This window comes from Arthrobacter sp. 01N442 (assembly GCF_056399345.1).
Map to the genome: position 1 here is coordinate 395136 of NZ_JBFTRD010000002.1, position 23497 is coordinate 418632.

A 23497-nucleotide genomic window follows, 5' to 3' on the forward strand; every position below is an offset into this window, starting at 1 on the left:
CTGGATGGTTGTCCTGGCTGCTTGCTTAGACCCTACTACCGGGGCCCTGCCAGCGGTAGGCTCCGGATTCAACCACTGCCGGGGGCTCAGGGCCCGGGTGCGGCCTCCGGCGCGAAGCTGGGCCAGGCGTCGGGTCCGAGCGCGGCCCGGGGCTGCGGGCGGCGCGCGGCGGCGGGATCGGCGCCGGCGCAGTCAGCCCCGGATGAGTCCGGCTGCACCGGCACGGCGTCGACCGTCATTTGGAATGCGGAGAAATCTGGAAAAATCACGCGATTCTGCAATTTCTGCCTCCGGAAGCTGGCGGCCCTCCCCATTGGGCCGGGATCAGTTTATCCACCAAGTTGATTTGGCGGAAGACCCCTTTTCAGGCAGCTGCGGGAGCGTTCAGAGCGTCCGGATCATCCGGGTGTTGCCCAGGGTATTGGGCTTGACCCGGGCCAGGTCGAGGAATTCGGCGACGCCTTCGTCGTGCGAGCGCAGGAGCTCCGAGTACACCACCGGATCCACGGCCGTCTGGTCGGCCATCACGTCGAAGCCGTGCTTCTTGAAGAACTCCACCTCGAAGGTCAGGCAGAAAACGCGTGAGATGCCCAGCGCCTTCGCATCCTCCAGCAGGCGCTCCACCAGCAGGTGTCCCACGCCCTTGCCGCGCCACGCGTCCGAGGTGGCCAGGGTGCGCACCTCGGCCAGATCCTCCCACATCACGTGCAGCGCGCCGCAGCCGATCACCTCGCCGTCGGGTGCTTCGGCGATCCGGAACTCCTGGAGGCTCTCGTAGTACGCGACTGTTTCCTTGGCCATCAGGATCCGCTGCTCGGCCAGGGGTGCCACCAAGGTCTTGATAGCGGCAACGTCGCCGGTGCGGGCAAGGCGGATGCGGATCGTCTCAGTCACAGCCCAATCCTACGGCGCGGACCCTTAGCCGCCCGCGCCGGTTACCCGCACCGCTCAGCCCGCACCGCCGGACCGGCCATCTGGCCGGCCCGGAGGCGGGAGGCTCAGAGACCGAGCGCGTCCGGCACCGGAATGTCCTTGTCCAGCAGGTTCCGGGCCAGGAAGTGCTCGACGACGCCGTACCAGACCTTGGCGTGCTGCGGCTGCAGGATCCAGTGGTTCTCGTCCGGAAAGTAGAGGAAGCGGTGGTCGGTTTCGCCATCCTCGCCGGCCGGCAGCTGTGACTTGGAGAGCAGCTCGTACCAGAGCCGCAGCCCCTCGCCGATCGGCACCCGGTAGTCCTTGTCTCCGTGGATGACCAACATCGGCGTGCGGATGTTGCCCACGTGCAGGTGCGGCGAGTTCTCCGCAGCCATCTCGGCTGTCATTTCCTTCAGCCAGTACTGCGCGGAGTCCGTCGTGGGGCCGAACTGGTCGAGGGCCCAGAGGCTGGCGTGCGTGACGATCGCCTTGAACCGGTCCGTGTGGCCCGCCACCCAGTTGGCCATGTAGCCGCCGAAGGATCCGCCCATCGCCGCGGTGCGTGTCTCATCGATGTCGGGGCGCTGTTCGACGGCGTCGGTGATTGCCATCAGGTCCAGGAAGGGGGCCTTGCCCCATTCGCCCCAGCCGCGCTGGATGTGGTCCTGGCCGTAGCCCGTGGACAGGGCCGGGTCCGGGAGCAGCACCGCGTAGCCGCGGGCAACAAGCAGCCACGGGTTCCAGCGCCAGGTCCAGGCGTTCCAGGAGCCCAGCGGGCCGCCGTGGATCCAGAGCAGCAGCGGGGCCGGGTTCCCCGCGGAGGCGTCGTCGGGCAGGGCCAGGTAGCCGGGCACCCGGTCGCCGCCTGCCGAGGTCGCCTCCACCCGCTCGAGCCTGCCCCGGTAGGCGGGACGCTCGGCCGGGGCCGGCAGCCGGGTCACCTCGCCGCTGCCGAGGTCGATCCGCACGGCTTCCGCCGGGAATTCGTAGGAGCTGCGCAGCGCGTAGGCGCTCCGGCCGTCCGGGGAGACGACGACGTCGGTGTAGGCGGCCGCATCGGCCGTCAGCCGCACGGGGGCGGTGTCCCCGCCGGCCGCGCCGGGCACCTGGATCCGGAAGACCGGGGCGGCACCGTCTTCGTCCGCCGTCACGAGCACGGCCGATCCGTCCGGGAGCCACGCCGCGGGGTGCGGCCAGCGGTCCCAGCCCTGAGCGAGCGGTGTCAGCCGCGCTTCGCCGTCGGCCGGGACTTCCCGGCCAGCTGAGACGTCGAGGAGGTGCAGCCCGATCCTGGGCGCCTGCTCCGGCGTCGTATCGGTCTCGCTGAGAACCACCAGGGTCCGGCCGTCGGGGCTGACCGGGCCGGGGAAGTAGCTCATACCCTCGGTGTCCAGCAGGACCCGGCGCGTGCCGGCGGCAACGTCGACGGCCACCAGCACGGTTCGGGAGTCGGCGTTGGCGAGCGGCTTGGTGAAGCTGCTGTAGATGGTTTTCCCGTCCGGGCTGACAACGGTGTCCGCCTCGCGGAGGCCGTTCCCGGCGTCGGGAGTCAGATTGCGTAGCTTGACCGGCGGGACGGCGTCGACGGTCACCGGTTTGCCGGGTTGCGGCTCCGCGCCGGGCTCGACGGCGAACAGCCGCGGCTGCGCGGGGCCCAGGTCAGCGTCCCAGTAGCGCACCGGGTAGCCGCTGTGCAGGATTGCGGCCACCTTGTTGTCCTTGCGGTCCTTGCGGCGTTCCTCGTCGTTGTCCTCGTCGGTGGAACCGGCGAGCACCGATGCCGTAACGAAGAGGGCATCGGCGTCCTTCGCCGCGAGCAGGCCTCCGACGCCGCCAGCGCGGGAGAGCGCGACGCGGGCCTCGCCGCCGTCGGCCGGAAGCACCCAGAGCGCGTTGACCGGCTCTGCGTCCGGGCTCTCTGGGTCCGGGCGAGCGGAGGTGAAGTACAGGCTGCCGTCGGCCGCGAACACGGCTCCGGCCTCGCCCTTGGCGCTGCGCGTAATCCGCCGGGCGTGCTTCTTGCCTTCGGGGTCCAACTCCCACAGCGCGGTGCGGTATTCGGTGCCCTTGTCGTTGAGCGTGGCCACGGTAGTGACGAGCCTTCCGCCATCGGGGCTCAGCGCCAGGCCGCTCACCCGCGGAATGGCGAGGTAATGGTCTAGGTCGTGGAACGGTGTCTCGGGATGTTCGGCCGGGGTCTGCGTATCGGTAGAAGCCATGCCCCCGATTCAACACCCCTTGTGCCCCGGATCACACCCCGTTCACTCAGAGTGAAACACTGCTTTCAGATTCCGGCGCCGGAAAATCCGCAGCGGGCTCTCAGGGACTATTGGCATGATGGGTGCATGAACCCTGAAAAGTCATTGCCTCGACGCTCCCTGCTGCTCGGCGCCGGCGCCCTGGGCGGTGGCGCCCTGGGCCTCTCGGCCTGCGCCGCTTCGCCTACCGCCGCCCCGGCAACGACGGCGGCCGGCCCCTCCGTTCCGGCCGGCACCGCGGTCCGAGTGGGCAAGCTCAGCGATGTGAAGGTGGGCGCAACGGCTACCGGCAATATCAACGGCAAGACGGTGGTGATCTTCCGGCAGGACGACAAGACCGTCCTGGCGTACGACGCGGCCTGCACTCACGCCGGCTGCCCGGTGGCTCCTGCCGGGGAAGATTTCGAATGCCCGTGCCACGGCTCCTCGTTCAAGGGATCCGACGGCAGCGTCATTCAGGGGCCGGCCCAGGCGCCGCTGGCCAAGCTGAAGGCTGCTATCGACGGCGAATGGATCACCGTCACCGCCTGAGAACCCGGGCTGCGATGGCTGCAAAAGCCCCGCTGGCAGCAAAAAGGCCCCGGCCGCCTCCCTGAAGGAAGCGGCCGGGGCCTTTTGCTTGGAGTGTGACCGCCTGGAGCCTAGACGCTCGGGGCGATTTCCGGAATGCGCGGCTTGGCGTTGCCGGCGAAGGTGAACTTCGCGTCGTCGCCTTCGCCTTCCACGTCCACCACCACGATGTCGCCGGAGTGCAGCTCGCCGAAGAGGATCTTCTCGGAGAGCTGGTCCTCGATCTCGCGCTGGATGGTGCGGCGCAGCGGCCGGGCACCCATCGCGGGATCGTAACCACGGGTGGCCAGCAGCACCTTGGCCGCGGGCGTGAGCTCGATGCCCATGTCCTTGTCCTTGAGGCGCTTCTCCAGGCGGGTGACGAACAGGTCCACGATCTCGATGATCTCGTCCTGGGTCAGCTGCGGGAACACCACCACGTCGTCAACACGGTTCAGGAACTCGGGGCGGAAGTGCTGCTTGAGCTCCTCCGTGACCCGGGCGCGCATCCGGTTGTAGCCGGTCTGCGTGTCCGTGCCGGACTGGAAGCCGGTGGCGACGCTCTTGGAGATGTCCCGGGTGCCGAGGTTCGTGGTCATGATGATCACGGTGTTCTTGAAGTCCACCACGCGGCCCTGGGAGTCGGTCAGGCGGCCGTCTTCCAGGATCTGCAGCAGCGAGTTGAAGAGATCGGCGTGCGCCTTTTCCACTTCGTCGAACAGCACCACGGAGAACGGACGGCGACGGACCTTCTCGGTCAGCTGGCCACCCTCCTCGTAGCCCACGTAGCCCGGAGGGGCACCGAAGAGCCTGGAGACGGTGTGCTTCTCCGAGTACTCGGACATGTCCAGCGTGATGAGCGCGTCTTCCTCGCCGAAGAGGAACTCCGCAAGGGCCTTGGCCAACTCGGTCTTGCCGACGCCGGTGGGGCCGGCGAAGATGAACGAGCCGCCGGGACGCTTCGGGTCCTTCAGGCCTGCACGGGTGCGGCGGATCGCCTGGGACAGGGCCTTGATGGCCTCGTCCTGGCCGACCACACGCTTGTGCAGTTCGTCTTCCATCTTCAGCAGGCGCGAGGACTCTTCCTCTGTCAGCTTGAAGACCGGGATGCCGGTGGAGTTCGCCAGCACCTCGGCGATGAGATCCTCATCCACCTCGGAGATGTCGTCCATGCCGCCGGTCTTCCACTGGCGTTCCTTCTCGGCGCGCTCCGCAATGAGCTTCTGCTCCTTGTCGCGCAGCGAGGCGGCGCCTTCGAAGTCCTGCGCGTCGATCGCGGATTCCTTCTCCAGCTTCATGGCCGCGATCTTCTCGTCCATGACCTTGAGCTCCGGCGGAGCGGTCATCCGGCGGATGCGCAGCCGGGCGCCGGCTTCGTCGATCAGGTCGATCGCCTTGTCCGGCAGGAAGCGGTCCGAGATGTAGCGCTCGGAGAGGCTGGCCGCCGATGCGAGGGCGCCGTCGGTGATGGTGACGCGGTGGTGCGCTTCGTAGCGGTCACGCAGGCCCTTGAGGATCTCGATCGCGTCGGCGACGGAGGGCTCCTTGACCTGGATCGGCTGGAAGCGGCGCTCCAGCGCGGCATCCTTCTCGATGTGCTTGCGGTACTCGTCCAGCGTGGTGGCACCGATGGTCTGGAGCTCGCCGCGGGCCAGCATCGGCTTCAGGATCGAGGCCGCATCGATGGCACCTTCGGCGGCTCCGGCACCCACCAGGGTGTGGATCTCGTCGATGAACAGGATGATGTCGCCGCGGGTGCGGATCTCCTTGAGCACCTTCTTCAGGCGCTCTTCGAAGTCACCGCGGTAGCGGGAGCCGGCCACGAGGGACCCAAGGTCCAGGGTGTACAGCTGCTTGTCCTTGATGGTCTCCGGCACGTCGCCGCGGACGATCGCCTGGGCCAGGCCCTCGACGACGGCGGTCTTGCCGACGCCGGGCTCGCCGATCAGCACCGGGTTGTTCTTGGTGCGGCGGGAAAGGACCTGCATGACGCGTTCCATTTCCTGCTCGCGGCCGATCACGGGATCGAGCTTGTTCTCCCGCGCAGCCTGGGTCAGGTTGCGCCCGAACTGGTCCAGGACCACCGAGCCGGCGGGGGTGCCTTCGGCCTGGCCGGAGCCAACGCCCGCACCCGTGGATTCTTTGCCCTGGTAGCCGGAGAGCAGCTGGATGACCTGCTGGCGGACGCGGTTCAGGTCCGCTCCGAGCTTGACCAGCACCTGGGCTGCCACACCTTCACCCTCGCGGATGAGGCCGAGCAGGATGTGCTCGGTGCCAATGTAGTTGTGGCCCAGCTGCAGGGCTTCGCGCAGCGAGAGCTCCAGCACCTTCTTGGCGCGCGGGGTGAAGGGGATGTGACCGGAGGGGGCTTGCTGGCCCTGGCCGATGATCTCCTGCACCTGCTCGCGGACGCCGTCGAGCGAGATGCTCAAGGACTCGAGGGCTTTGGCGGCAACACCTTCACCCTCATGGATCAGACCCAAGAGGATGTGTTCGGTGCCGATGTAATTGTGGTTCAGCATGCGTGCCTCTTCTTGGGCAAGCACAACTACGCGACGGGCACGGTCCGTAAATCGCTCAAACATTTCGCCACACTCCTAGCTACGACGTACTTTGATGCTACGTGCCGGACTTCCAGATTTGTGGCTTGTTCGCCACGGGGGAAACCGGGCCGGTTGCGGAGACCGGGACGGCGTGCGCAGCTGGGGCGAACCTTCCCTCCCGGTTACCTCCTCCGAAGCCTCCGGGACACGCCGCATCCACGGCGCGGCGGGGGCATTTCCGGGCCGCCGCCGGGAGTAACCGGGGAGGAACGCACATGCTCCGCTCACGACAAAGCCCCCGCCGAATGGCAGGGGCTTCGTCTGGTGCAATTGCGCCGGCACTGAACGGGCCGGAAGCGGGCTCAAACCTAGGAATTCGCCTTTTGGTAGGCTTCCTGGATTTCGGCCTGGATACGGCCGCGGCTGTTTACCGCATAGCCGTTGTCCCGGGCCCACTGTCGAATCTGCGCCGAGTCCTGATTGCGGCCGCTCGAAACCTTTGCCCGAGTAGCCCGGCCGCTCGACGTCTTGCGTGCGTGGGCCACATACCGCTCGACGGCCGAGCGGAGTTCTGATGCATTGCCCGATGACAGGTCAATTTCATAACTGACGCCATCAAGGCCAAACCGGACAGTTTCGTCCGCGGATCCCCCATCCAGATCATCAACAAGGATGATTTTAACTTTCTGTGCCATAAAGACTCTCTTTTCAAAAGGTGGAGTATTCAGAAAAGCAGGATGTATCTGATAAAAGTATCCATCCTTTTATGGCAGCGAGTCAAAGCAGAAAAGCCCTTCCAAAGAAAATTCGCAGGAAGGAATAGCCGAGCTATTAGCGCTGTTCGGGAGAATGCCCGGACCCGGGAGCAGGAGTTTGCTCCGGGCCGCGGGCTGCCGCCTCCGCCTGAGCGCGGGCTTCGGCCTGGCGCTCGGACTTGTCGGCGTTGAAGATCGCCTTCATGGCAAACCAGAAGATGAGCCCGACCACCACAGACGGGAGCAGCACGGCAATGTATTCCATGATCAGTGGCCTTCGGGCTTCAGCAGCGGGAAGAGGATGGTCTCGCGGATGCCGGCTCCGGTGAAGAGCATGACCAGCCGGTCGATGCCCAGTCCGATGCCGCCCATCGGCGGAGCCCCGTATTCGAGGGCGCGGAGGAAGTCCTCGTCCAGCTGCATGGCCTCGACGTCGCCCGCGGCGGAACGGCGTGACTGCTCGGTAAGGCGTTCGCGCTGGATGACCGGGTCGATCAGCTCGGAGAACGCGGTGCCGCGTTCCATGCCGCCGATGATCAGGTCCCACGCCTCGATCAGCCGGTCGTCTTCGCGGTGGTGGCGGGCCAGCGGCTGTGCGGACGGCGGGTAGTCGTAAACGAAGGTGGGGTTGAGCAGGGTCGGTTCCACCAGCTCGCCGAAGAGCTCCACCACGAGCTTCTCGGCGTCCCAGGCCGCGTCGACCTTCACCTCGTGCTTGGCGGCGATGGCCAGCAGTTCGGCGACGGGGGTCTCCGGCGTGATGTCCTGGCCCACGAAGTCGGACAGGCCCGGGTACACGGCCATCCAGGCCCAGTCGCCGTCGAGGTTGATCTCGCCGGCTTCGGTCTGCAGCACGCGGCCCACCCCGGCGGCGTCGGCGGCGTCCAGGATGATTTCCTTGATCCGGTCCGCCATGACGAACTGGTCCGCCCACGCCTCGTAGCTCTCCAGCGTGGTGAATTCGGGGCTGTGAGTGGAGTCCACGCCCTCGTTGCGGAAGACCCGGCCCATGTCGTAGACCCGGTCGATGCCGCCGACCACGGTGCGCTTGAGGTATAGCTCGGTGGCGATCCGGAGGGTCATCTTCTGGTCGAACGCGTTCATGTGCGTCTCGAACGGACGGGCCGTGGCGCCGCCGTGCACCAGCTGCAGCATCGGCGTCTCCACCTCGACGTAGCCCTGGCGGTGCAGGGTCTCACGGATGGATCGCGTGATGGCGGCGCGGGTGTAGACCATTTCACGGGCCTCGTCGCGGACGATCAGGTCCACGTAACGCTGGCGGACGCGGGTTTCCTCGTTCAGCTCGGCGTGCAGCACGGGCAGCGGCCGCAGCGCCTTGGAGGCCATGGACCAGGACTCGGCCATGACGGAGAGCTCGCCGCGGCGCGAGGAGATGACCTCGCCCTTGATGAAGACGTGGTCGCCAAGGTCCACGAGGGACTTCCAGTCCGCGAGCGCTTCCTCGCCGATGTTGGCCAGGCTGAGCATGACCTGCAGCCGGACGGCCTTGCCATCGAGGCCACCCTCCTGGAGGGTCGCGAAGCAGAGCTTTCCGGTGTTGCGGATGAAGACAATGCGGCCGGTCACGCCGACGACGTCGCCGGTGGTCTCGTCGGCCACGAGGTGTGCGTATTTTTCGCGGACCTCCGTCAGCGAGTGCGTCCGTTCGACTCCCACCGGGTACGCCTCGATGCCACGTTCGATCAGCTTGGCGCGCTTTTCCATGCGGACCAGCGTCTGTTCGCTGGCATCGGAGTGCTCGGGCGTGTTCGGGGCGGGGGTGTTTTGGGAAGTCACAATCCCTAAGTTTACCGGGCATCCGGCCCCGGCCGGTGCGGAGGGCGCGGGAAGCGACCGGGAATAGACTCACAACCATGGAGACGTGGACGATTCGGACCGACGACGGCGGCGGGCACCTTGAGGTGCACACCTTCCGTCCCAGCACCGAAGCGGCCCCGCAAGCGCGGCTAGTGCAGCTTCCGGAGCGGCAGGATCCGGCGCCAGCGGACCCGATGTCGGAAGGCGCGCCGGAGGGTGCGCCGTCGGCCGGGACCGGCGTCGTGCTGGTCCATGGGACGTTGGTCACGGACGCCCTGTACCGTCCGTTCGCCCGGAGCCTGAGCCGGCTGTTGGGCCGGCCGGTGCACTGTTACAACCGCCGCGGGCGGGCCGGGTCCTCGCCCCAGCCCGCGGATTACTCGGCGGCGACCGAGGTGGCCGATCTCGCCGCAGTGCTGCGGCAGACCGGCTCGACGGACGTGTTCGCGCACAGTTACGGCGGCTTCGTGGCGTTGCAGGCCGCGCGCAGCGTGCCGATCCGACGGCTGGTGACCTATGACGCGGCCGTGTCCCTCGCCGGGAACCTGACCAGCCGTTGGCGCCCGGAACTGGAGCGATCCGTGGCAGCCGGGGAACTGGACAATGCGTGGGCCCACCTGGTCCAGGGGCTGGAAACCGCCGGTCCCGTGTCGAAACTGCCGCTCGGTGCCCTGCGCATGCTCAGCATCCTCTCTGCCCGGACCAGCCTGGGCGCGGAGATGCGGGAACTGCTGCCCACGGCCGTGAAGGAGATGCGCGCCGTGCTCGCTGCCGACGCGGAGCTCGATGATTTTGCCGGCATCACCACGCCCACACTGATGCTCACCGGCGGCTGGAGCCCCGGCTACTTCGCCGAAACCGGGCGGCAGCTCGCGGCCTCGGTGCCGGCCATCGAGTTTGCCGCCGTGCCGGGCCAGCTGCACGAGGGACCGATCCGTCCCGGGAACCGCCGGCTGGCGCTGATTGCGGCCAGGTTCCTGCTCGACGGCGATGGCGTTCCGGCGCGGCTACGGATCCGGCGGCGGCTGCGGCCGGCCCGCTGACTTCTGGCACTAGACTCGGTGGCGACCTAAGTCGAAAGGACCCCCTTGGCCAAGCTCTACTTCCGTTACGGCGCGATGAACTCCGGCAAGTCGACGGGCCTGCTGCAGGCTGCGTTCAACTATGAGGAGCGCGGCCAGAGAGTGGTGCTCGCCAAGCCGGACATCGACACCAAGGGCGACGCCGACGTCGTGTCCCGGCTGGGGATGACCCGCTCGGTGGACTTCCTGATCCCGGCCGGGGCATCCGCCCGGGAGCTGTTCTCGGCGCACGCCCACGGCGACGACCCGGCCGCGCTGCTGCAGCATGTGGACACTCCCCCGGTGGCCTGCCTGCTGGTGGATGAAGCCCAGTTCCTCGAGCCGGAGCAGGTGGACGACCTGTTTCGCATCGCCGTGCTGGACAACGTTCCGGTTCTTGCCTACGGCATCCGCACCGATTTCCGGACCCGCGCCTTCCCGGGCTCGCTTCGGCTCCTGGAAATCGCGCACACCCTGGAAGAACTCAAGACCATCTGCCGGTGCGGCCGCAAGGCCATCTTCAACACCCGCCGGATCGGCGACGAGGTGGTGTTCGACGGCGACCAGGTCGCCATCGACGGGCAGGACGCCTGGTACGAATCGCTCTGCGGCTCCTGCTACCTCGAAATCTCCGGCGGCCGGCTCGGCAGCTGACGGGTTCCGCGCTGTGCGGTTCCGGGCGCCTCGGCTAGGCTCGGAGCATGACCCGCGAGAACATCAAAACCCCCGACGGCGGAACCCTCGAGCTTTTCAGCACGGGCGCGGAGCTGACCGAGGCGGGTTCCGGCGTCGTCGTCGTGCCGGCATCCATGGTGACGGCGGCCGACTACACGCGTTTCGCGCAGAAGCTCAGCGCCGCCCTGGGCCGGCCGGTCCACACCTTTAACCGCCGCGGCCGCGGCTCGTCCTCCCCGCAGCCGGAGGACTACACGCTGGACGTGGACATCCGCGACCTGGACGCCGTGATGAAGCACACCGCCAGCACCGACGTCTTCGGGCACAGCTTCGGCGGCGCGGTGGCGCTGCACGCCGCACGCACCCTGCCGGTGGAACGCCTGGCCGTCTACGACCCAGCTGTGTCGGTGAACCACAGCGTCACCGCGGACTGGATTCCCGAATACGAACGCCTGACCGCATCGGGCGACGACGACCGCGCCCTTGCGGTGCTGGTCCGCGGCTTGGAGACCGGCAGTGCCCTGTCCCGGATGCCGCTGTCCATGCTCACCCTGGCGAACAAGCTCACCGCCGGCACGCCGGTCGGCAAGCAGCTGCGCGAGCTGATGCAGACAGGCGTACGCGAGATCAAGGCGATCATCGCCGCCGACATGCCGGCCGAGCCGTTCCTGGAACTCCCGCTCGAGACGCTAATCGTTGTGGGCGAAAAGAGCCCGGCGTACTTCGGCGTGGCCTGCGGGCAGATCCATGACGTGCTCTCCGGCTCCAGCTACACCATCCTGCCCGGGATGGGTCACGACGGCGTCAACAAGGCACCGGACAAGCTCATCGCCGAACTCAGCGAGTTCTTCGCAGGCTAGGGCAGGCCAGGGGCCGCGTCCCTAGTGGGCTGCCGGGCCGGCTGTCCCCTCGGTCTTGCGCATCAGCACCGAGAGCACGACGGCGGCGAGCGCGATGGCGGCCGCCGTCAGGAACGCCGCGTGCATCCCGGCGACGATGCCGGACCCGGCCGAGACAACCGCGTAGATCGACACCAGCAGTGCCGTGCCGGCCGCGCCCGCGACCTGTTGAAGGGTGCTCATGATGGCCGAGCCGTGCGAGTACAGGTGCGGGGGCAAGGGGTTCAGCCCGGTGGTGAAGGCGGGCGTGAACAGCAGCGCCAGGCCCAGGCTCAGTGTCACATGCAGGGCGATGATCCAGCCCACCGGCGTCTGGGCGTCCAGCCGGGAGAACTGCCAGAGCGAGAGCACCATCAGCACCGATCCCGTGACGGTCAGCGGCAGCGGGCCGAACTTGTCGAAAAGCCGGCCGATGACCGGGCCCAGCAGGCCCATCGCGAGGCCGCCCGGCAGCAGGGCGAGGCCGGTTTCCAACGACTTCAGCCCGCGGACTTCCTGCAGGTACAACGGGAGCAGGATCACGGCCCCGAACAGGGCAATCATCGCGACCACGAGCAACAGCACGGACACGGAGAACATCCGGAAGTTGAAGGCCCGCAGGTCCAACAGCGGCGCGTCGGACTTCTGCAGCCAGAGCTGGCGCAGGACGAAGGCCAGCAGCGCCACGACGCCGACGGCGAGCGCGGCCACCGCCGGGGTTCCCGGGCCCGCCGTTCCGCCGCCGATCTGGCTCAGGCCGTACACGACGCCGCCGAAAGCCGGGACGGTCAGGACGACGGAAAGCGCGTCGAGCCGGGGCTTCTCGTTTTCGCCGATGTTCCGCAGGAATTTGGCGCCGATGCCGAACGCGAGCAGGGCGATCGGCAGGACGAACACGAACATGAACCGCCAGGAGAAGTGCTGCAGGATCAGCCCGGAAACCGTCGGTCCCATGGCCGGTGCCACCGAGATCGCGATGCTCACGTTGCCCATCACGGCGCCGCGGCGTGAGACGGGGACCAGGGTCAGGATGGTGGTCATCAGCAGCGGGAGCATGATCGCGGTGCCGCCGGCCTGGACGATCCTGGCCAGGAGCAGGACTTCGAAACCGGGTGCCAGGGCTGCCAGCAGGGTGCCCGCGGAAAACAGCCCGATCGCCAGCATGAAGACGGCACGGGTGGAGAGCCGCTGCAGGATGAAGCCCGTGGTGGGGATGACCACCGCCATGGTCAGCATGAAGCCGGTGGACAACCACTGCACCGTGGGGGCATCGACCCGCAGGTCAACCATGAGCCGCTGCAGCGCAACGTTCATGATGGTTTCGTTGAGGATCACCACGAAGGTTGCCACCAACAGGGTGGCGATGATCGTGACGGACTGCCGGGACAGCTTCTCCGGACCGGCCGCCGGTGCCTCCGCGCGCGGCGGTGCCGCCACGGCAGCGCCGTCGGACCCGGCAGCGTCGGCGGAGACGGCAGCGTCGGTGCGCAGTGGCTGCACGGGGCTTTCCCTGAGGTTGGAAGGGGCGTCTGCTGGCATGGTGATCCCCTTGGGAGTCGGCGTGGGTTGTGGCGAACTCCGTCGCCGTTATGGTTTCCAACCCGGGACGCGCGGCGGTAATTCCCGGTGGGGGGGACAAATTGCTCAGGATTCGCTGCGGAACCGAAGCGGCCGGGCCGGGAGACGTCCCGGCCCGCAGCGGAAGACCCGCCCCGGGGCCTTTCTCCCCTACCCGCTTTCCGGCGGCGGGCGTTGGCTGGTAACGGGCCGCGGAACCGTTGCCGCACACCCGTTTCCCTGATTGTTGTGACGTGAGGATCTTCGATGGGCCACATCAAACTCGACACGCAGATCGATGCGCCGGTGGAGCGCGTCACCGAAATCGCCGTCGACCCGTACCACTGGGCTTCGTGGTGGGTTAATCTCAGCGAGCCGAAAAAGGTGCAGGGCGACGGCCGGGCCGGGACCGTCCTCGAGCACAGCTACCTGATGGCCGGCGTTCCGTTTCCGGTCACCACGCGCGTGCTGGAAAACGAGCCGACCGCCAGCGGCGGCCAGCACGTCCGGCTCGAATTCGAGGGCCCCCTCAAGGGGTGGCAGACCTGGGACTACGAGCCCTCCGGAACCGGCACCCGGGTCACCGCGGAAATCGAGTACAACGTCCCCGGTGCGGCGATCGGGAAGTTCGACGACCGGGTGCTGGTGGAACAGCTGCAGGAGCGGGCCAGGGAACAAACCTTGGCGAACCTCAAACTCATGGCCGAAACGGTGCAGGGCTAGGAGTCCAGCGGCACGTTGTCGATCAGCCGGACCGGGCCCACCTTGGCCGCAATGAGAACCAGGCCCTCGCCGCGGAACGGGGTCTCGCGGCAGTTCTCCGCGAGCGGCTCCAGGGTGCGCGGGTCCACGACGTCGAAGTAGTCCAGCGCCACGAGGGGCTGGGATTCCACCAGAGCCCGGGCGGAGTCCAGGTCGAGGGGTTCGTGGGCGTTGGCGCGTTCCTCGACCAGCCGCAGCGCCCGGGACAGCACCAGGGCGGCCTCGCGTTCCTCGGCTGAGAGGAAACGGTTCCGGCTGGAGAGCGCCAGGCCGTCCGCGGACCGCACGATCGGCACCGGGACGATGTCCACCGGAAAGTTCAAGTCCGCCACCATCCGCTGGACCAGGGCCAGCTGCTGGGCGTCCTTCTGGCCGAAGTAGGCCCGGTAGCTGCTCTGCCCCAAGGCGGGGAGGCCGTAGTGCAGCAGCTTCGCCACCACGGTCAGGGCGCCGTCGAAGTGCCCGGGTCGGGAGGCGCCCTCCCACTTGTCCGCCAGCACGCCTGCGGTGATCCGCACGAGGGGTTCGCCGCCGGGATAGACCTCCTCGACCGCCGGCGCGAAGGCGATGTCCACGCCTTCGGCCTCAAGCAAGGCCAGATCCGCCTCCAGCGTCCGCGGGTAGCGTTCCAGATCCACGGCCTCGCCGAACTGCAGCGGGTTGACGAAGATGCTGGCCACCACCACGTCGTTTTCCGCGACGGCGGTGCGCGCCAGCTGGGCATGCCCCTCGTGCAGGGCGCCCATCGTCGGCACGAGGCCCTGCGAGGTGCCGCGCTTTTCGGTGAGCAGGCGTGCGCTCTCGGCGCGCAGCTGCGCAGCCGTAGTCACCAGCTGGATTGCCATCTCAGGGTCCTTCCTCAGGAATCGGGCCATCGGCGTCTGGGTTATCGAGCGCCTGCCGGATGCCGTCGATTTGCTCCGGCTTCAACAGCCCTCGGCTGCCCGCGCGGCGGGCCGTTGCCCGGGCCATGGCCAGGTATGCCTCCAGAATATCGCCGCCGGAGCCGCCGTCGAGTTCGCGCAGGGCCTCCGAGTGCGCTGCCACAGTGCCCACGTCCCCGCGCGCCACCGGGCCGGTCAGCGCCGCCTCGCCGGAGGCGAGGGCGTTTTCCAGGCTGGCCCGCAGCAGGGGGCCCAGCATGCGTTCGGGGGCATCGACGCCGACTTCGCGCAGCAGTTCGGACGCCTGGGCCACAAGGGTGACCAGGTGGTTCGAGCCGTGCGCCAGTGCCGCGTGGTACACAGTGCGGTCAGCCTCGGCAATCGCAACGGGCTCGGCGCCCATTTCCACCACGAGGGCCTGGGCGATTGGCAGCATGGCCGGATCGGCCGTCACCCCGAAGCTGCAGTCCAGCAGCCGGGTCAGGTCCAGGCTCATGCCGGTGAAGGTCATGGCGGGGTGCAGCGCCAGCGGGATGGCTCCCGCGGCGCGGACCGGGCTCAGGATGCCGACGCCGAAGCGGCCCGAGGTGTGGGCCACGAGCTGGCCGGGCTGCCAGGCGCCGAGCTTCGCCAGTCCCTCCACGAGCGGGCCGAGGGCGTCGTCCGGGACCGCCAGCAGCACCAGTTCGGCGCGTTCCACGATGTCCTGCACCTCGAGGATCGGGACGCCCGGCAATAGGGTTTCCGCACGTTCACGGCTCGCGTCGGAGACGGCCGAGACCCCGACGACGGCGTGCTCGGCGGCGCGCAGGGCGGCGCCCAGGACGGCGCCGACCTTGCCGGCTCCGATGATTCCGACGCCCAGGCGTCCTGGCTTAGCCATGCTGCGGCCCTTCCTTTGGTGTGGGTACAAGGTGGCCGCCCTGAGCGAGCCAGTGTTCGCTGGTCTGTTGTTTCCGCGCGGTCCGGGCGCGGGCGGCCTGTGCGTCAAGCAGGGCCCTGCCCTCGTCCAGGCCCGCCTGCACCAGCCGCGGTGCGACCGGCCCGGCGGTGGTGTGCAGGACCAGGTCCGCCACCCGGAAGCGCCGGGCCAGCGGGCCCTGCTGCAGTGCGATCGACTGGGTGCGTTGGTGTGGGACGAGCACGAGGTGGCGCCACCACCGGCCGGAGCGGATCAGCAGGGCCGTGTCCGTCGCGGTGAAGCCGTTGCGCCGCCAGCCCAGCGGTGCAAGCAGCCGGGCCCGCCGCGGCGTGGTGACGAAGCCGCCGTCGTCGCCATCGGCCTGGCCGGGGCCGCCGGAGGACGCCAGCCCGTTCAGCCCCGCGGTGAAGACGCGCACCGGATCCGGGGCGCCGGGGTCCGGCAGGACCAGCGCGAGCATGGTGAACACCTCGGCCAGCGTTCCGACCGGCAGCAGGGTGGTCCGGGAGGAGTGCTCGCCGTTGCTGCCGGATGTGCCGTAGCCGGCGACGTTGACCTGCATCCGGTACCAGCCGAAGAAGCGCCAGAGCGGCGGCTGGCTGACGCGGACGGCCTGGATCCGGCCCGGCGGCAGAGTCTGGGCCTGGGTGTCCAGCAGGCCGTAGCGGAGCCGGATGCCGTCCGGGGAAATGGCGGCGGTGAAGTTGTAGCCCTTGTTGAAGGAGTTCCAGTACGCAGCGGCCAGGCCCAGGCCGGCCGGGATCAGGTAGAAGTAGAAGCTGCGGTTCTCGGTGAAGGCGGAGAGCAGCACCGACGCCACGGCGCCGAGGACGATCACGACGCTTTGCTCGCTCAGCACCAGCGACCCCAGCAGGCGCGGCGGCGGTACGGTGAGCACGGCGCGTTCCGGCGCCTCCTCGGCGATTCCCGCCTGCTGCCCCGCTATTCCCGCCGACGACGCCGGCGGCGCCGCCTCAGGTGCCGCGTCGGCGGCACCTGACGCGCGGGCGGCCCCCGATGCGCGCGCAAGGATGGTCGCGCGGAGCTGGCGGGCCTCGTCCACGCGCAGGTAGGCCAGGTGCACCGCCGACTGGCCGGCGTCGGCTACCTCGAACCTCAGCTCGGCGAGTCCGAAAATCCGCGCCAGCAGGGGCTGCACGACGTCGATTGCCTGCACCCGGTCCAGCCTCGCCTGGCGCTGTTGCTTGAACAGGAATCCGGTGTTGACCCGCACGTACCCGTCGGCCACCTGGTAGCGGGTGAAGTACCAGCTCAGCACGAAACCGGTCACGGTCAGCAGCAAGACGGTGCCGCCACCGACCAGCAGCCACGGCGCCCGTCCGGCGAACCGCTCGTCAAAGACCGGCCCGCCCTGGAGCAGGCGTTCAAAGGCATCCCTCCCGAAGAAGAAGAACGTCGCGGCCACCGCCACCCAGCCGCGCACGAACGGCGACGCCGGATGCACGCGCTGCCAGCTGTCCTGTGTGGTCCTCACGGCGCGGCCGTCACAGTCCGGCCAAACGGGCCTCGCCGCGGGCGGACAGCTGTTCGCGCAGCCGCGCCCCCTCCGCCGCGGGCAGGCCTGGGATCTCCGCGCTGGTGCCGGCGGAAGCGGTGTGAAGTTTAAGGGTGCACAGGCCGAGGCCGCGCTCCACCGGGCCGGCCCCGATGTCCACGTACTGCATCCGCCCGTACGGCACCACAAGCACGCGCTGGAAGAAGATGCCGCGGCGGATCAGCAGGTCATCCTCGCGTTCGGCGTAGCCGATGGACCGCACCTGGCGCGGGATCAGCACGAACCGCCAGAGGGCCAGCAGGAAGGCCGCGGCGGGCAGGGCAACGGCGAGCCAGAGCGGCGGCCAGTCCCACGCCCCGTTCAGCACCAGCACCAGCGGTACGGACAGGACCGCGACGGCAACGAGGTTGGCCAGCGCCCAGCCCACCAGGCGCACCGTCACGTACCGCGGGGACACCCGTCGCCAGGCCAGGCCGGGCGGGTCAATCGCCTCGGTATGCATATTCGCCCTCAGCCTTGGGTTTGCCGCGCTTGCCCTGCAGGCCTGGGGTGCCCTCGGCGTCGCCGTCCTCGGGGGGAATCCGGCAGAAGCGCTCCACCACCAGGCCCACCACCACCATGACGAGGCCCCCGCCGGCCATGGCCAGCGTCTCCCAGGTGATGGACTGCCCACTGCGCACCGCCCAAAGCCTCAGCTGGTCCAGGAATATTCCGGCGTGCCAGCCCAGCAGAACGGTGCCCGTGTAGGCGCACGCCTGGGCGAGGACCAGCGTCCACGCGGCCAGGATCGGGTTGAGCATTTTCTTCTTCTTGCCGTTGCGCCAGCGCAGCACCCGGATGCCAAGGATCAGGGTCAGGACCACGATCACGCCCATCGTGAGCAGCCCGGTGAGCGGCAGAACCGGGGTGTCGAGGCTGTAGCGCCCTGAAATCAGGGAGCCAAGCCAGCCCAGCACGGCGAGGGCGACCGCGATGAGGAGAAGCAGCAGCGGGCTGACCGGCTTCACGGCGCCTCCACCGGCGCGGCCCCGGCTGCGCTGTTGAAGTCTTCGAACCCGTCGAACGGCGCGAGGTCCGGGAAGTCGGCGGCCTTGGCGGCCAGTTCGCCGACCCGTTCGCCGTTGAGCTCCGCCGTGGGGTCGATCAGGGACCAGGGGTAGAGCACGAAGGCGCGCTCCGCGGCGCGTGGGTGCGGAAGGGTCAGTTCCGGGTCGGAGCTCACCACCTCGCCGTAGGTGATGATGTCCACGTCCAGGGTGCGCGGACCCCAGTGGACGTCACGGACCCTCAGGTGCTTCTGTTCCACCGCGTGGCAGTGCCGCAGCAGTTCCTCCGGGGACAGCGAGGTCTCCACGGCAACGACCATGTTCAGGAAGTCAGGCTGGCCCGGCGGGCCGCCCACGGCCTTGGTCTGCACGATCGGCGAGATCGCCAGCAGCCGCACCTCCGGCGGGTCGACGAGGTCGGCGACGGCGGCCGAGAGCGTGTCGTTGCGCTCCCCCAGATTGCTGCCGAGCGCGATCACGGCGCGGGTGTAGGGCACCGCCTGGGGGCTCATGGCCGGTCCCGGTGGACGCTGACGGACACATCGCCGAAGTCGACCTCGATCGGCGCCTTCGGCTTGTGCACGGTGATATCGACGGCGGCCACCGCGAAGCGGCGCAGCACGTCATCGGCAATCCGCACGGCCAGGGCCTCGATCAGGTTCATCGGCTCGCCGGTGATCCAGCCGCGGATGCATTCCGCCACCTCGCCGTAGTGCGCGGTGTCCCGTACGTCGTCGCTGGCGGCAGCCGGGCCGAAGTCGAGGTGCAGCACGGCATCGACGACGAACGGCTGGCCGTCCCGGCGTTCAAAATCGAAGACTCCGTGATGCCCGACGGCGGTGACGCCGCTCAGCGTGATCCGGTCCATGGGGCAGCCGTCTCAGCCGTTGCCGGGCACGGCCGGCGCCGCTTCGGCGCGCGGGGCCGGGGCGATCCGGGCGGCGACCTTGACGGCGTCGAGGCTTGAACCGACGTCGTGCACCCGGACAGCCCAGGCACCGCGGAAGGCGCTGATGGCGGTGACGGCGGCGGTGGCTGCGTCGCGTTCCTGCGGCGGGGAGGCCTTGCCGGCGACGGTGAGCAGGCTGCCGAGGAAGCGTTTCCGGGAGGCAGCAACCAGGACCTTGTGGCCCATGGCCTGCAGCACGTCGATGTTCTGCAGCAGTTCCCAGTTCTGCGATTCATTCTTGGCGAAGCCCAGGCCGGGATCCACGATGATCTGCTCCGGCGCGGCGCCGGCGGCGTACAGCTTGTCCCGCACGCCGGCGAGCTCTGCGGCGACGTCCCGGGCCACGTTGCCGTAGTCGGTCAGCGAGTCCATGGTTTTCGCGTCGCCGCGGCGGTGGGTGAGGATGTAGGGCGCTTTGCTCCGCGCCACCAGCTCAACCATCTCCGGTTCAATCGTGAGGCCGGAGACGTCGTTGATGATCGTGGCGCCGGCGGCCAGCGCGGCCTCGGCGGTGGCGGCGTGCGTGGTGTCGATGCTGACCAGGGCGCCGGCCTTGACCAGCGCCTCGATCACGGGAAGTACCCGCCGCTTCTCCTCCTCAACGCTCACTTCCGCGGCGCCGGGGCGGGTGGATTCCCCGCCGACGTCGATGATGTCGGCGCCGGCGTAGTACATCCGCAGTCCGGCGGCGACGGCTGTGTCCGCCGTCGCGTGCAGGCCGCCGTCGCTGAACGAATCCGGCGTGACGTTCAGGATCCCCATTACAAGCGTGCGGTCCGTCGGCAGGTCCTTGAAGCTCGCGGCCGGGCGCGGCTTGCGCAGCACGGGCAGCGGCGAGGTGGCAGGTCCTGTTCCAGGGGCTGCGGCTAGGGAGTCCATAGTGAGTTCTTGTTACCTTCCAAGGATGAGGCTCATGGCTTCGGCGCGGGTGGCCGGGTCATGCAGTTGCCCGCGGACCGCACTGGTCACGGTCTTGGCGCCGGGCTTGCGGATGCCGCGCATCGACATGCACAGGTGTTCGCATTCGACCACGACGATCGCGCCGCGCGGCTTGAGGTGGGTGACGAGGGCTTCGACGATCTGGGTGGTCAGCCGTTCTTGAACCTGCGGGCGGCGGGCGAACATGTCCACCAGCCGGGCCAGCTTGCTCAGCCCGGTGACCTTGCCGTCGTGCGAGGGGATGTAGCCGACGTGCGCGACGCCGTGGAACGGCACCAGGTGGTGTTCGCAGGTCGAGTAGAACGGGATGTCCTTGACCAGGACCAGTTCCTCGTGGTCCAGGTCAAAGGTGGTGGCGAGGATTTCCGCCGGGTCGTGGTGCAGGCCGGCGAACATCTCCGCGTAAGCCTTGGCCACCCGCTTGGGGGTGTCCAGCAGTCCGCTGCGGTCCGGGTCCTCGCCGATGGCGAGCAGGATCTCGCGCACCGCCGCCTGAATCCGCGGGCGATCCACCTTGGAAACGGGCTGGCCCGCGGCTTCCGCCGGCTCCCCCTCGGAGAGGGAACCGGCGGAGGCGGAAACGTCGTCGTCGTCGAAGTAGGAAGTCACAGAAGAAGCCTAGCCGGGATGGACGTCAGGCCCGAGATCCGTGACGCCGTCCTGGAACGACTCCTGTCCGGGTACGCCCTGGGCGTGCGGCGGGCGGGTGTCGAGCGGCTCCTCGAGCCGGGCTTCCTTGGCTTCTTCCTGGGCTTCGCGTTCGGCCTTCTCACGGCGGGACTCCACCGGACCGACGGCCTGGATCGGCCGGCTCTCCTTGGAGAGCCAGATTTCGCGGAAATCGCGCTTGCGGATGTCAGCGAAGACCTGGGCGATCTCGGCCTGGTTCAGGGTTTCGCGTTCCAGCAGTTCCAGTGCGAGCTGGTCCAGCACGTCGCGGTTCTCGGTCAGGATCGCGTAGGCCTCGTCGTGCGCACCCTCGATCAGGCGGCGCACTTCCTCGTCCACGACGTAGGCGATCTGGTCCGAGTAGTTGCGCTCGTGGCCGGCGTCGCGGCCCAGGAACGGCTCGCCGCCGCCCTGGCCAAGGCGCACGGCACCCACGCGTTCGCTCATGCCGAACTCGGTGACCATCTTGCGTGCGATCCCGGTGGCCTTTTCGATGTCGTTCGAGGCGCCGGTGGAGGGGTCGTGGAAGACGAGTTCCTCGGCCACGCGGCCGCCCATGGCGTACGCCATCTGGTCCAGCAGTTCGTTGCGGGTCACGGAGTACTTGTCGTTCTCCGGAACCACCATGGTGTAACCGAGGGCGCGGCCGCGCGGCAGGATGGTGATCTTGGTGACCGGGGCCGAGTTGCGCAGTGCCGCCGCAACGAGGGCGTGGCCGCCCTCGTGGTAGGCGGTGACTTTGCGCTCGTGTTCCTTCATGACGCGGCTGCGCTTCTGCGGACCGGCCATCACCCGGTCGATCGCCTCGTCGAGGGCGCGGTCATCGATCAGGTTGGCGTTGGAGCGCGCCGTCAGGAGGGCGGCTTCGTTGAGTACGTTCGCCAGGTCGGCGCCGGTGTAGCCGGGGGTCTTCTTTGCGACGGCCTTGAGGTCGACGCCGGGAGCCATCGGCTTGCCCTTTGCGTGCACCCTCAGAATCTGGTCGCGGCCGATCAGGTCCGGCGCCTCGACCGAAATCTGGCGGTCGAAGCGGCCCGGGCGCAGCAGGGCCGGGTCGAGCACGTCGGGCCGGTTCGTGGCCGCGATCAGGATGACATTGGTCTTGACGTCGAAGCCGTCCATCTCGACCAGGAGCTGGTTGAGGGTCTGCTCGCGTTCGTCGTTGCCGCCGCCGATGCCCGCGCCGCGGTGACGGCCGACGGCGTCGATCTCATCCACGAAGATGATGGCGGGCGAGTTGGCCTTGGCCTGCTCGAACAGGTCGCGGACGCGGGAGGCGCCCACGCCGACGAACATTTCCACGAAGTCGGAACCGGAGATGGAGAAGAACGGCACGCCGGCCTCGCCGGCGACGGCGCGGGCCAGCAGCGTCTTGCCGGTGCCGGGAGGGCCGTAGAGCAGCACGCCCTTGGGGATCTTCGCGCCCACGGCCTGGAACTTGGCCGGTTCCTGAAGGAATTCCTTGATTTCCTGGAGTTCCTCGACGGCCTCGTCGGCGCCGGCGACGTCGCCGAAGGTCACCTGGGGCATGTCCTTGTTAACCATCTTGGCCTTGGACTTGCCGAACTGCATGACCTTGGAGCCGCCGCCCTGCATCCGGGAGAGCAGGAACCAGAAGAGGACACCCAGGAGCAGCACCGGGACCAGCAGGGAGAACAGGCCGGAGAACCAGTTGCTTTCCACCGGCTGGTCGGTGAAACCGCTCGGCGGCTTCGCCGCGGTCACGGCCTTGACGACGTCCGCAGCACGGGCGTTGACGAAGTAGAACTGGACGTTCTTGCCCTTGTCCTGGCCGTCAATCTGGATGTCGTTTTTCAGCACCAGGTCCACGCGGTTCTCGGCGTCGAAAATCTTGGCCTGCTCGACCTTGTCGCTGGCGGCCAAAAGCGCCAGGCCCCGGTCCGTGTCGATCCGGACGGAGCCGCCCGGGGCCAGGGTGGCAAAGGCCAGCAGGAGCATGCCGATAACAACGACAATCCAGATGCCCGGGCCCTTGAAGAAACTCTTAGCTTTCATCTGATCGGGGGCTCGCCCCGTCCCTCCTGGTAGTGCTGCACGGCGACCGATCTGCGCGCGTGTGGTGCTGCGTCAGGTTCTAGCTATACACCGTCGCAGTAAGTCACGCACGGTCATGGCTAAAAGTTCCCTGTCGGCGTAGCGGAGGGCTGTGCGGGTGCAGGCCAGGCTCAGCGTCGAGCCGGAGGGAGTTCGCCCGAGGCAGTCTACGTTTACTCGTAGACGTGCGGTGCGAGGGTGCCCACGAAGTCGAGGTTGCGGTACTTTTCGGCGTAGTCCAGGCCGTAGCCGACGACGAATTCGTTGGGGATGTCGTAGCCGACGTACTTGACGTCGATCTGGACCTTCGCGGCGGTGGGCTTGCGGAACGCGGTGCAGATTTCCACCGAGGCCGGGCCGCGGGACTCCAGGTTGGTCTTGAGCCAGGAGAGCGTGAGGCCGGAGTCGATGATGTCCTCGACGATCAGGACGTCCTTGCCCATCAGGTCGGTGTCGAGGTCCTTGAGGATGCGGACCACGCCGGAGGACTGGGTGCCCGAGCCGTAGGAGGAGACGGCCATCCAGTCCATCGAGACGTGGCTGTGCAGCGCACGGGCCAGGTCCGCCATGACCATGACCGCACCCTTGAGCACACCGACGATCAGCAGATCGCGTCCTTCGTAGTCCTTGTCGATCTGGGCAGCGAGTTCAGTGATCCTGGTCTGGATCTGCTCCTTGGAGTAGAGAACGTGCTTGAGGTCTGCCTGGACGTCGTTTGAATCCACCAATGGCTCCTGTGTAGATGC

General features: G+C 68.3%; 24 protein-coding genes. 5 read left to right on the forward strand and 19 right to left on the reverse strand.

All coding sequences use genetic code 11. From position 1 onward, the window contains the following. Positions 1 to 86: 86 nt before the first annotated feature. From AC1DNC_RS04235 to AC1DNC_RS04245, 3 genes are all read right to left on the reverse strand, one after another. Positions 87 to 269: a hypothetical protein gene (locus AC1DNC_RS04235; RefSeq protein WP_476861300.1), complete on the reverse strand. Its 183-nt coding sequence runs from the start codon at positions 267 to 269 to the stop codon at positions 87 to 89. A 115-nt stretch (positions 270 to 384) separates the two neighbouring features. Beyond that, positions 385 to 894, reverse strand: a complete 510-nt coding sequence (locus AC1DNC_RS04240) for an amino-acid N-acetyltransferase (RefSeq protein ID WP_476861301.1) — start codon at positions 892 to 894, stop codon at positions 385 to 387. Between the two features lie 104 nt (positions 895 to 998). Beyond that, positions 999 to 3134, reverse strand: coding sequence for a S9 family peptidase (locus tag AC1DNC_RS04245; protein ID WP_476861302.1), 2136 nt, complete (start codon positions 3132 to 3134; stop codon positions 999 to 1001). A 126-nt stretch (positions 3135 to 3260) separates the two neighbouring features. Between AC1DNC_RS04245 and AC1DNC_RS04250 the strand changes: the two genes are divergently transcribed. Beyond that, positions 3261 to 3704 carry a Rieske (2Fe-2S) protein gene (locus AC1DNC_RS04250; RefSeq protein ID WP_476861303.1) on the forward strand — a complete coding sequence of 148 codons (444 nt, stop codon included), beginning with the start codon at positions 3261 to 3263 and terminating at the stop codon, positions 3702 to 3704. Between the two features lie 110 nt (positions 3705 to 3814). Here the strand turns inward: AC1DNC_RS04250 and AC1DNC_RS04255 are convergent, their stop codons facing one another. From AC1DNC_RS04255 to lysS, 4 genes are all read right to left on the reverse strand, one after another. After that, a complete protein-coding gene (locus tag AC1DNC_RS04255; RefSeq protein ID WP_476861304.1) occupies positions 3815 to 6307 on the reverse strand; it encodes an ATP-dependent Clp protease ATP-binding subunit in 2493 nt (830 codons plus the stop codon). Positions 6308 to 6633: 326 nt separating this feature from the next. Next, entirely contained in the window at positions 6634 to 6960 is a 327-nt protein-coding gene (locus AC1DNC_RS04260) for a histone-like nucleoid-structuring protein Lsr2 (RefSeq protein WP_476861305.1), read from the reverse strand. Positions 6961 to 7096: 136 nt separating this feature from the next. Next, entirely contained in the window at positions 7097 to 7285 is a 189-nt protein-coding gene (locus AC1DNC_RS04265; RefSeq protein ID WP_476861306.1) for a hypothetical protein, read from the reverse strand. Positions 7286 to 7287: 2 nt separating this feature from the next. Beyond that, positions 7288 to 8817, reverse strand: a complete 1530-nt coding sequence (lysS, locus tag AC1DNC_RS04270) for a lysine--tRNA ligase (RefSeq protein ID WP_476861307.1) — start codon at positions 8815 to 8817, stop codon at positions 7288 to 7290. 77 nt (positions 8818 to 8894) lie between these two features. Between lysS and AC1DNC_RS04275 the strand changes: the two genes are divergently transcribed. The 3 genes from AC1DNC_RS04275 to AC1DNC_RS04285 are packed head-to-tail and all read left to right on the forward strand — an operon-like array spanning position 8895 to position 11434. Beyond that, positions 8895 to 9881, forward strand: a complete 987-nt coding sequence (locus tag AC1DNC_RS04275; RefSeq protein ID WP_476861308.1) for an alpha/beta fold hydrolase — start codon at positions 8895 to 8897, stop codon at positions 9879 to 9881. A 45-nt stretch (positions 9882 to 9926) separates the two neighbouring features. After that, a complete protein-coding gene (locus tag AC1DNC_RS04280) occupies positions 9927 to 10553 on the forward strand; it encodes a thymidine kinase (RefSeq protein WP_476861309.1) in 627 nt (208 codons plus the stop codon). Positions 10554 to 10600: 47 nt separating this feature from the next. Beyond that, complete coding sequence (locus tag AC1DNC_RS04285) at positions 10601 to 11434, forward strand: alpha/beta fold hydrolase (protein WP_476861310.1); 834 nt, start codon at positions 10601 to 10603, stop codon at positions 11432 to 11434. A 21-nt stretch (positions 11435 to 11455) separates the two neighbouring features. On the opposite strand, the gene AC1DNC_RS04290 is transcribed toward AC1DNC_RS04285, so the two are convergent. Beyond that, the gene (locus tag AC1DNC_RS04290; RefSeq protein WP_476861311.1) at positions 11456 to 12991 is read right to left on the reverse strand and encodes an MDR family MFS transporter; all 1536 of its coding nucleotides are present in this window, start codon (positions 12989 to 12991) and stop codon (positions 11456 to 11458) included. Positions 12992 to 13276: 285 nt separating this feature from the next. Between AC1DNC_RS04290 and AC1DNC_RS04295 the strand changes: the two genes are divergently transcribed. Next, entirely contained in the window at positions 13277 to 13732 is a 456-nt protein-coding gene (locus tag AC1DNC_RS04295; protein ID WP_476861312.1) for an SRPBCC family protein, read from the forward strand. Here the strand turns inward: AC1DNC_RS04295 and panC are convergent. The 11 genes from panC to hpt all read right to left on the reverse strand — a co-directional run bounded on the left by panC (position 13729) and on the right by hpt (position 23476). Then, positions 13729 to 14616, reverse strand: a complete 888-nt coding sequence (gene panC / locus AC1DNC_RS04300; RefSeq protein WP_476861313.1) for a pantoate--beta-alanine ligase — start codon at positions 14614 to 14616, stop codon at positions 13729 to 13731. The two genes, AC1DNC_RS04295 and panC, sit on opposite strands and share 4 nt — an antisense overlap. Before the next feature lies 1 nt (position 14617). Continuing rightward, the gene (locus tag AC1DNC_RS04305; protein WP_476861314.1) at positions 14618 to 15538 is read right to left on the reverse strand and encodes a Rossmann-like and DUF2520 domain-containing protein; all 921 of its coding nucleotides are present in this window, start codon (positions 15536 to 15538) and stop codon (positions 14618 to 14620) included. Continuing rightward, positions 15531 to 17072, reverse strand: coding sequence for a PH domain-containing protein (locus AC1DNC_RS04310; RefSeq protein WP_476861315.1), 1542 nt, complete (start codon positions 17070 to 17072; stop codon positions 15531 to 15533). Before AC1DNC_RS04310 ends, AC1DNC_RS04305 begins: the two co-directional genes overlap by 8 nt. 10 nt (positions 17073 to 17082) lie before the next feature. Beyond that, entirely contained in the window at positions 17083 to 17595 is a 513-nt protein-coding gene (locus tag AC1DNC_RS04315) for a PH domain-containing protein (RefSeq protein ID WP_476861316.1), read from the reverse strand. After that, entirely contained in the window at positions 17576 to 18100 is a 525-nt protein-coding gene (locus AC1DNC_RS04320) for a DUF3180 domain-containing protein (RefSeq protein ID WP_476861317.1), read from the reverse strand. Before AC1DNC_RS04320 ends, AC1DNC_RS04315 begins: the two co-directional genes overlap by 20 nt. Next, positions 18097 to 18651, reverse strand: coding sequence for a 2-amino-4-hydroxy-6-hydroxymethyldihydropteridine diphosphokinase (gene folK / locus AC1DNC_RS04325; protein WP_476861318.1), 555 nt, complete (start codon positions 18649 to 18651; stop codon positions 18097 to 18099). The genes AC1DNC_RS04320 and folK overlap by 4 nt, the downstream gene beginning before the upstream one ends. Further along, on the reverse strand, positions 18648 to 19007 hold the full coding sequence (gene folB / locus AC1DNC_RS04330; protein WP_476861319.1) for a dihydroneopterin aldolase: 360 nt from the start codon (positions 19005 to 19007) through the stop codon (positions 18648 to 18650). Before folB ends, folK begins: the two co-directional genes overlap by 4 nt. 12 nt (positions 19008 to 19019) lie before the next feature. Beyond that, positions 19020 to 19967, reverse strand: coding sequence for a dihydropteroate synthase (gene folP / locus AC1DNC_RS04335; protein WP_476861320.1), 948 nt, complete (start codon positions 19965 to 19967; stop codon positions 19020 to 19022). 12 nt (positions 19968 to 19979) lie between these two features. Then, entirely contained in the window at positions 19980 to 20636 is a 657-nt protein-coding gene (gene folE, locus AC1DNC_RS04340; protein WP_476861321.1) for a GTP cyclohydrolase I FolE, read from the reverse strand. A gap of 9 nt (positions 20637 to 20645) precedes the next feature. Beyond that, on the reverse strand, positions 20646 to 22712 hold the full coding sequence (gene ftsH, locus AC1DNC_RS04345) for an ATP-dependent zinc metalloprotease FtsH (protein ID WP_476861322.1): 2067 nt from the start codon (positions 22710 to 22712) through the stop codon (positions 20646 to 20648). A 212-nt stretch (positions 22713 to 22924) separates the two neighbouring features. After that, positions 22925 to 23476, reverse strand: coding sequence for a hypoxanthine phosphoribosyltransferase (gene hpt / locus AC1DNC_RS04350; RefSeq protein ID WP_146336115.1), 552 nt, complete (start codon positions 23474 to 23476; stop codon positions 22925 to 22927). Positions 23477 to 23497 lie beyond the last annotated feature (21 nt).

Bases quoted from the DNA above. Each gene is read 5' to 3' on its own strand.
- AC1DNC_RS04255 (WP_476861304.1), bottom strand. From the start codon at position 6,307: ATGTTTGAGCGATTTACGGACCGTGCCCGTCGCGTAGTTGTGCTTGCC.
- ftsH (WP_476861322.1), bottom strand. From the start codon at position 22,712: ATGAAAGCTAAGAGTTTCTTCAAGGGCCCGGGCATCTGGATTGTCGTT.
- folB (WP_476861319.1), bottom strand. From the start codon at position 19,007: ATGGACCGGATCACGCTGAGCGGCGTCACCGCCGTCGGGCATCACGGA.
- AC1DNC_RS04265 (WP_476861306.1), bottom strand. From the start codon at position 7,285: ATGGAATACATTGCCGTGCTGCTCCCGTCTGTGGTGGTCGGGCTCATC.
- AC1DNC_RS04295 (WP_476861312.1), top strand. From the start codon at position 13,277: ATGGGCCACATCAAACTCGACACGCAGATCGATGCGCCGGTGGAGCGC.
- folP (WP_476861320.1), bottom strand. From the start codon at position 19,967: ATGGACTCCCTAGCCGCAGCCCCTGGAACAGGACCTGCCACCTCGCCG.
- AC1DNC_RS04260 (WP_476861305.1), bottom strand. From the start codon at position 6,960: ATGGCACAGAAAGTTAAAATCATCCTTGTTGATGATCTGGATGGGGGA.
- AC1DNC_RS04245 (WP_476861302.1), bottom strand. From the start codon at position 3,134: ATGGCTTCTACCGATACGCAGACCCCGGCCGAACATCCCGAGACACCG.
- panC (WP_476861313.1), bottom strand. From the start codon at position 14,616: ATGGCAATCCAGCTGGTGACTACGGCTGCGCAGCTGCGCGCCGAGAGC.
- AC1DNC_RS04275 (WP_476861308.1), top strand. From the start codon at position 8,895: ATGGAGACGTGGACGATTCGGACCGACGACGGCGGCGGGCACCTTGAG.
- AC1DNC_RS04290 (WP_476861311.1), bottom strand. From the start codon at position 12,991: ATGCCAGCAGACGCCCCTTCCAACCTCAGGGAAAGCCCCGTGCAGCCA.
- folK (WP_476861318.1), bottom strand. From the start codon at position 18,651: ATGAGCCCCCAGGCGGTGCCCTACACCCGCGCCGTGATCGCGCTCGGC.
- AC1DNC_RS04285 (WP_476861310.1), top strand. From the start codon at position 10,601: ATGACCCGCGAGAACATCAAAACCCCCGACGGCGGAACCCTCGAGCTT.
- AC1DNC_RS04315 (WP_476861316.1), bottom strand. From the start codon at position 17,595: ATGCATACCGAGGCGATTGACCCGCCCGGCCTGGCCTGGCGACGGGTG.
- AC1DNC_RS04305 (WP_476861314.1), bottom strand. From the start codon at position 15,538: ATGGCTAAGCCAGGACGCCTGGGCGTCGGAATCATCGGAGCCGGCAAG.
- AC1DNC_RS04250 (WP_476861303.1), top strand. From the start codon at position 3,261: ATGAACCCTGAAAAGTCATTGCCTCGACGCTCCCTGCTGCTCGGCGCC.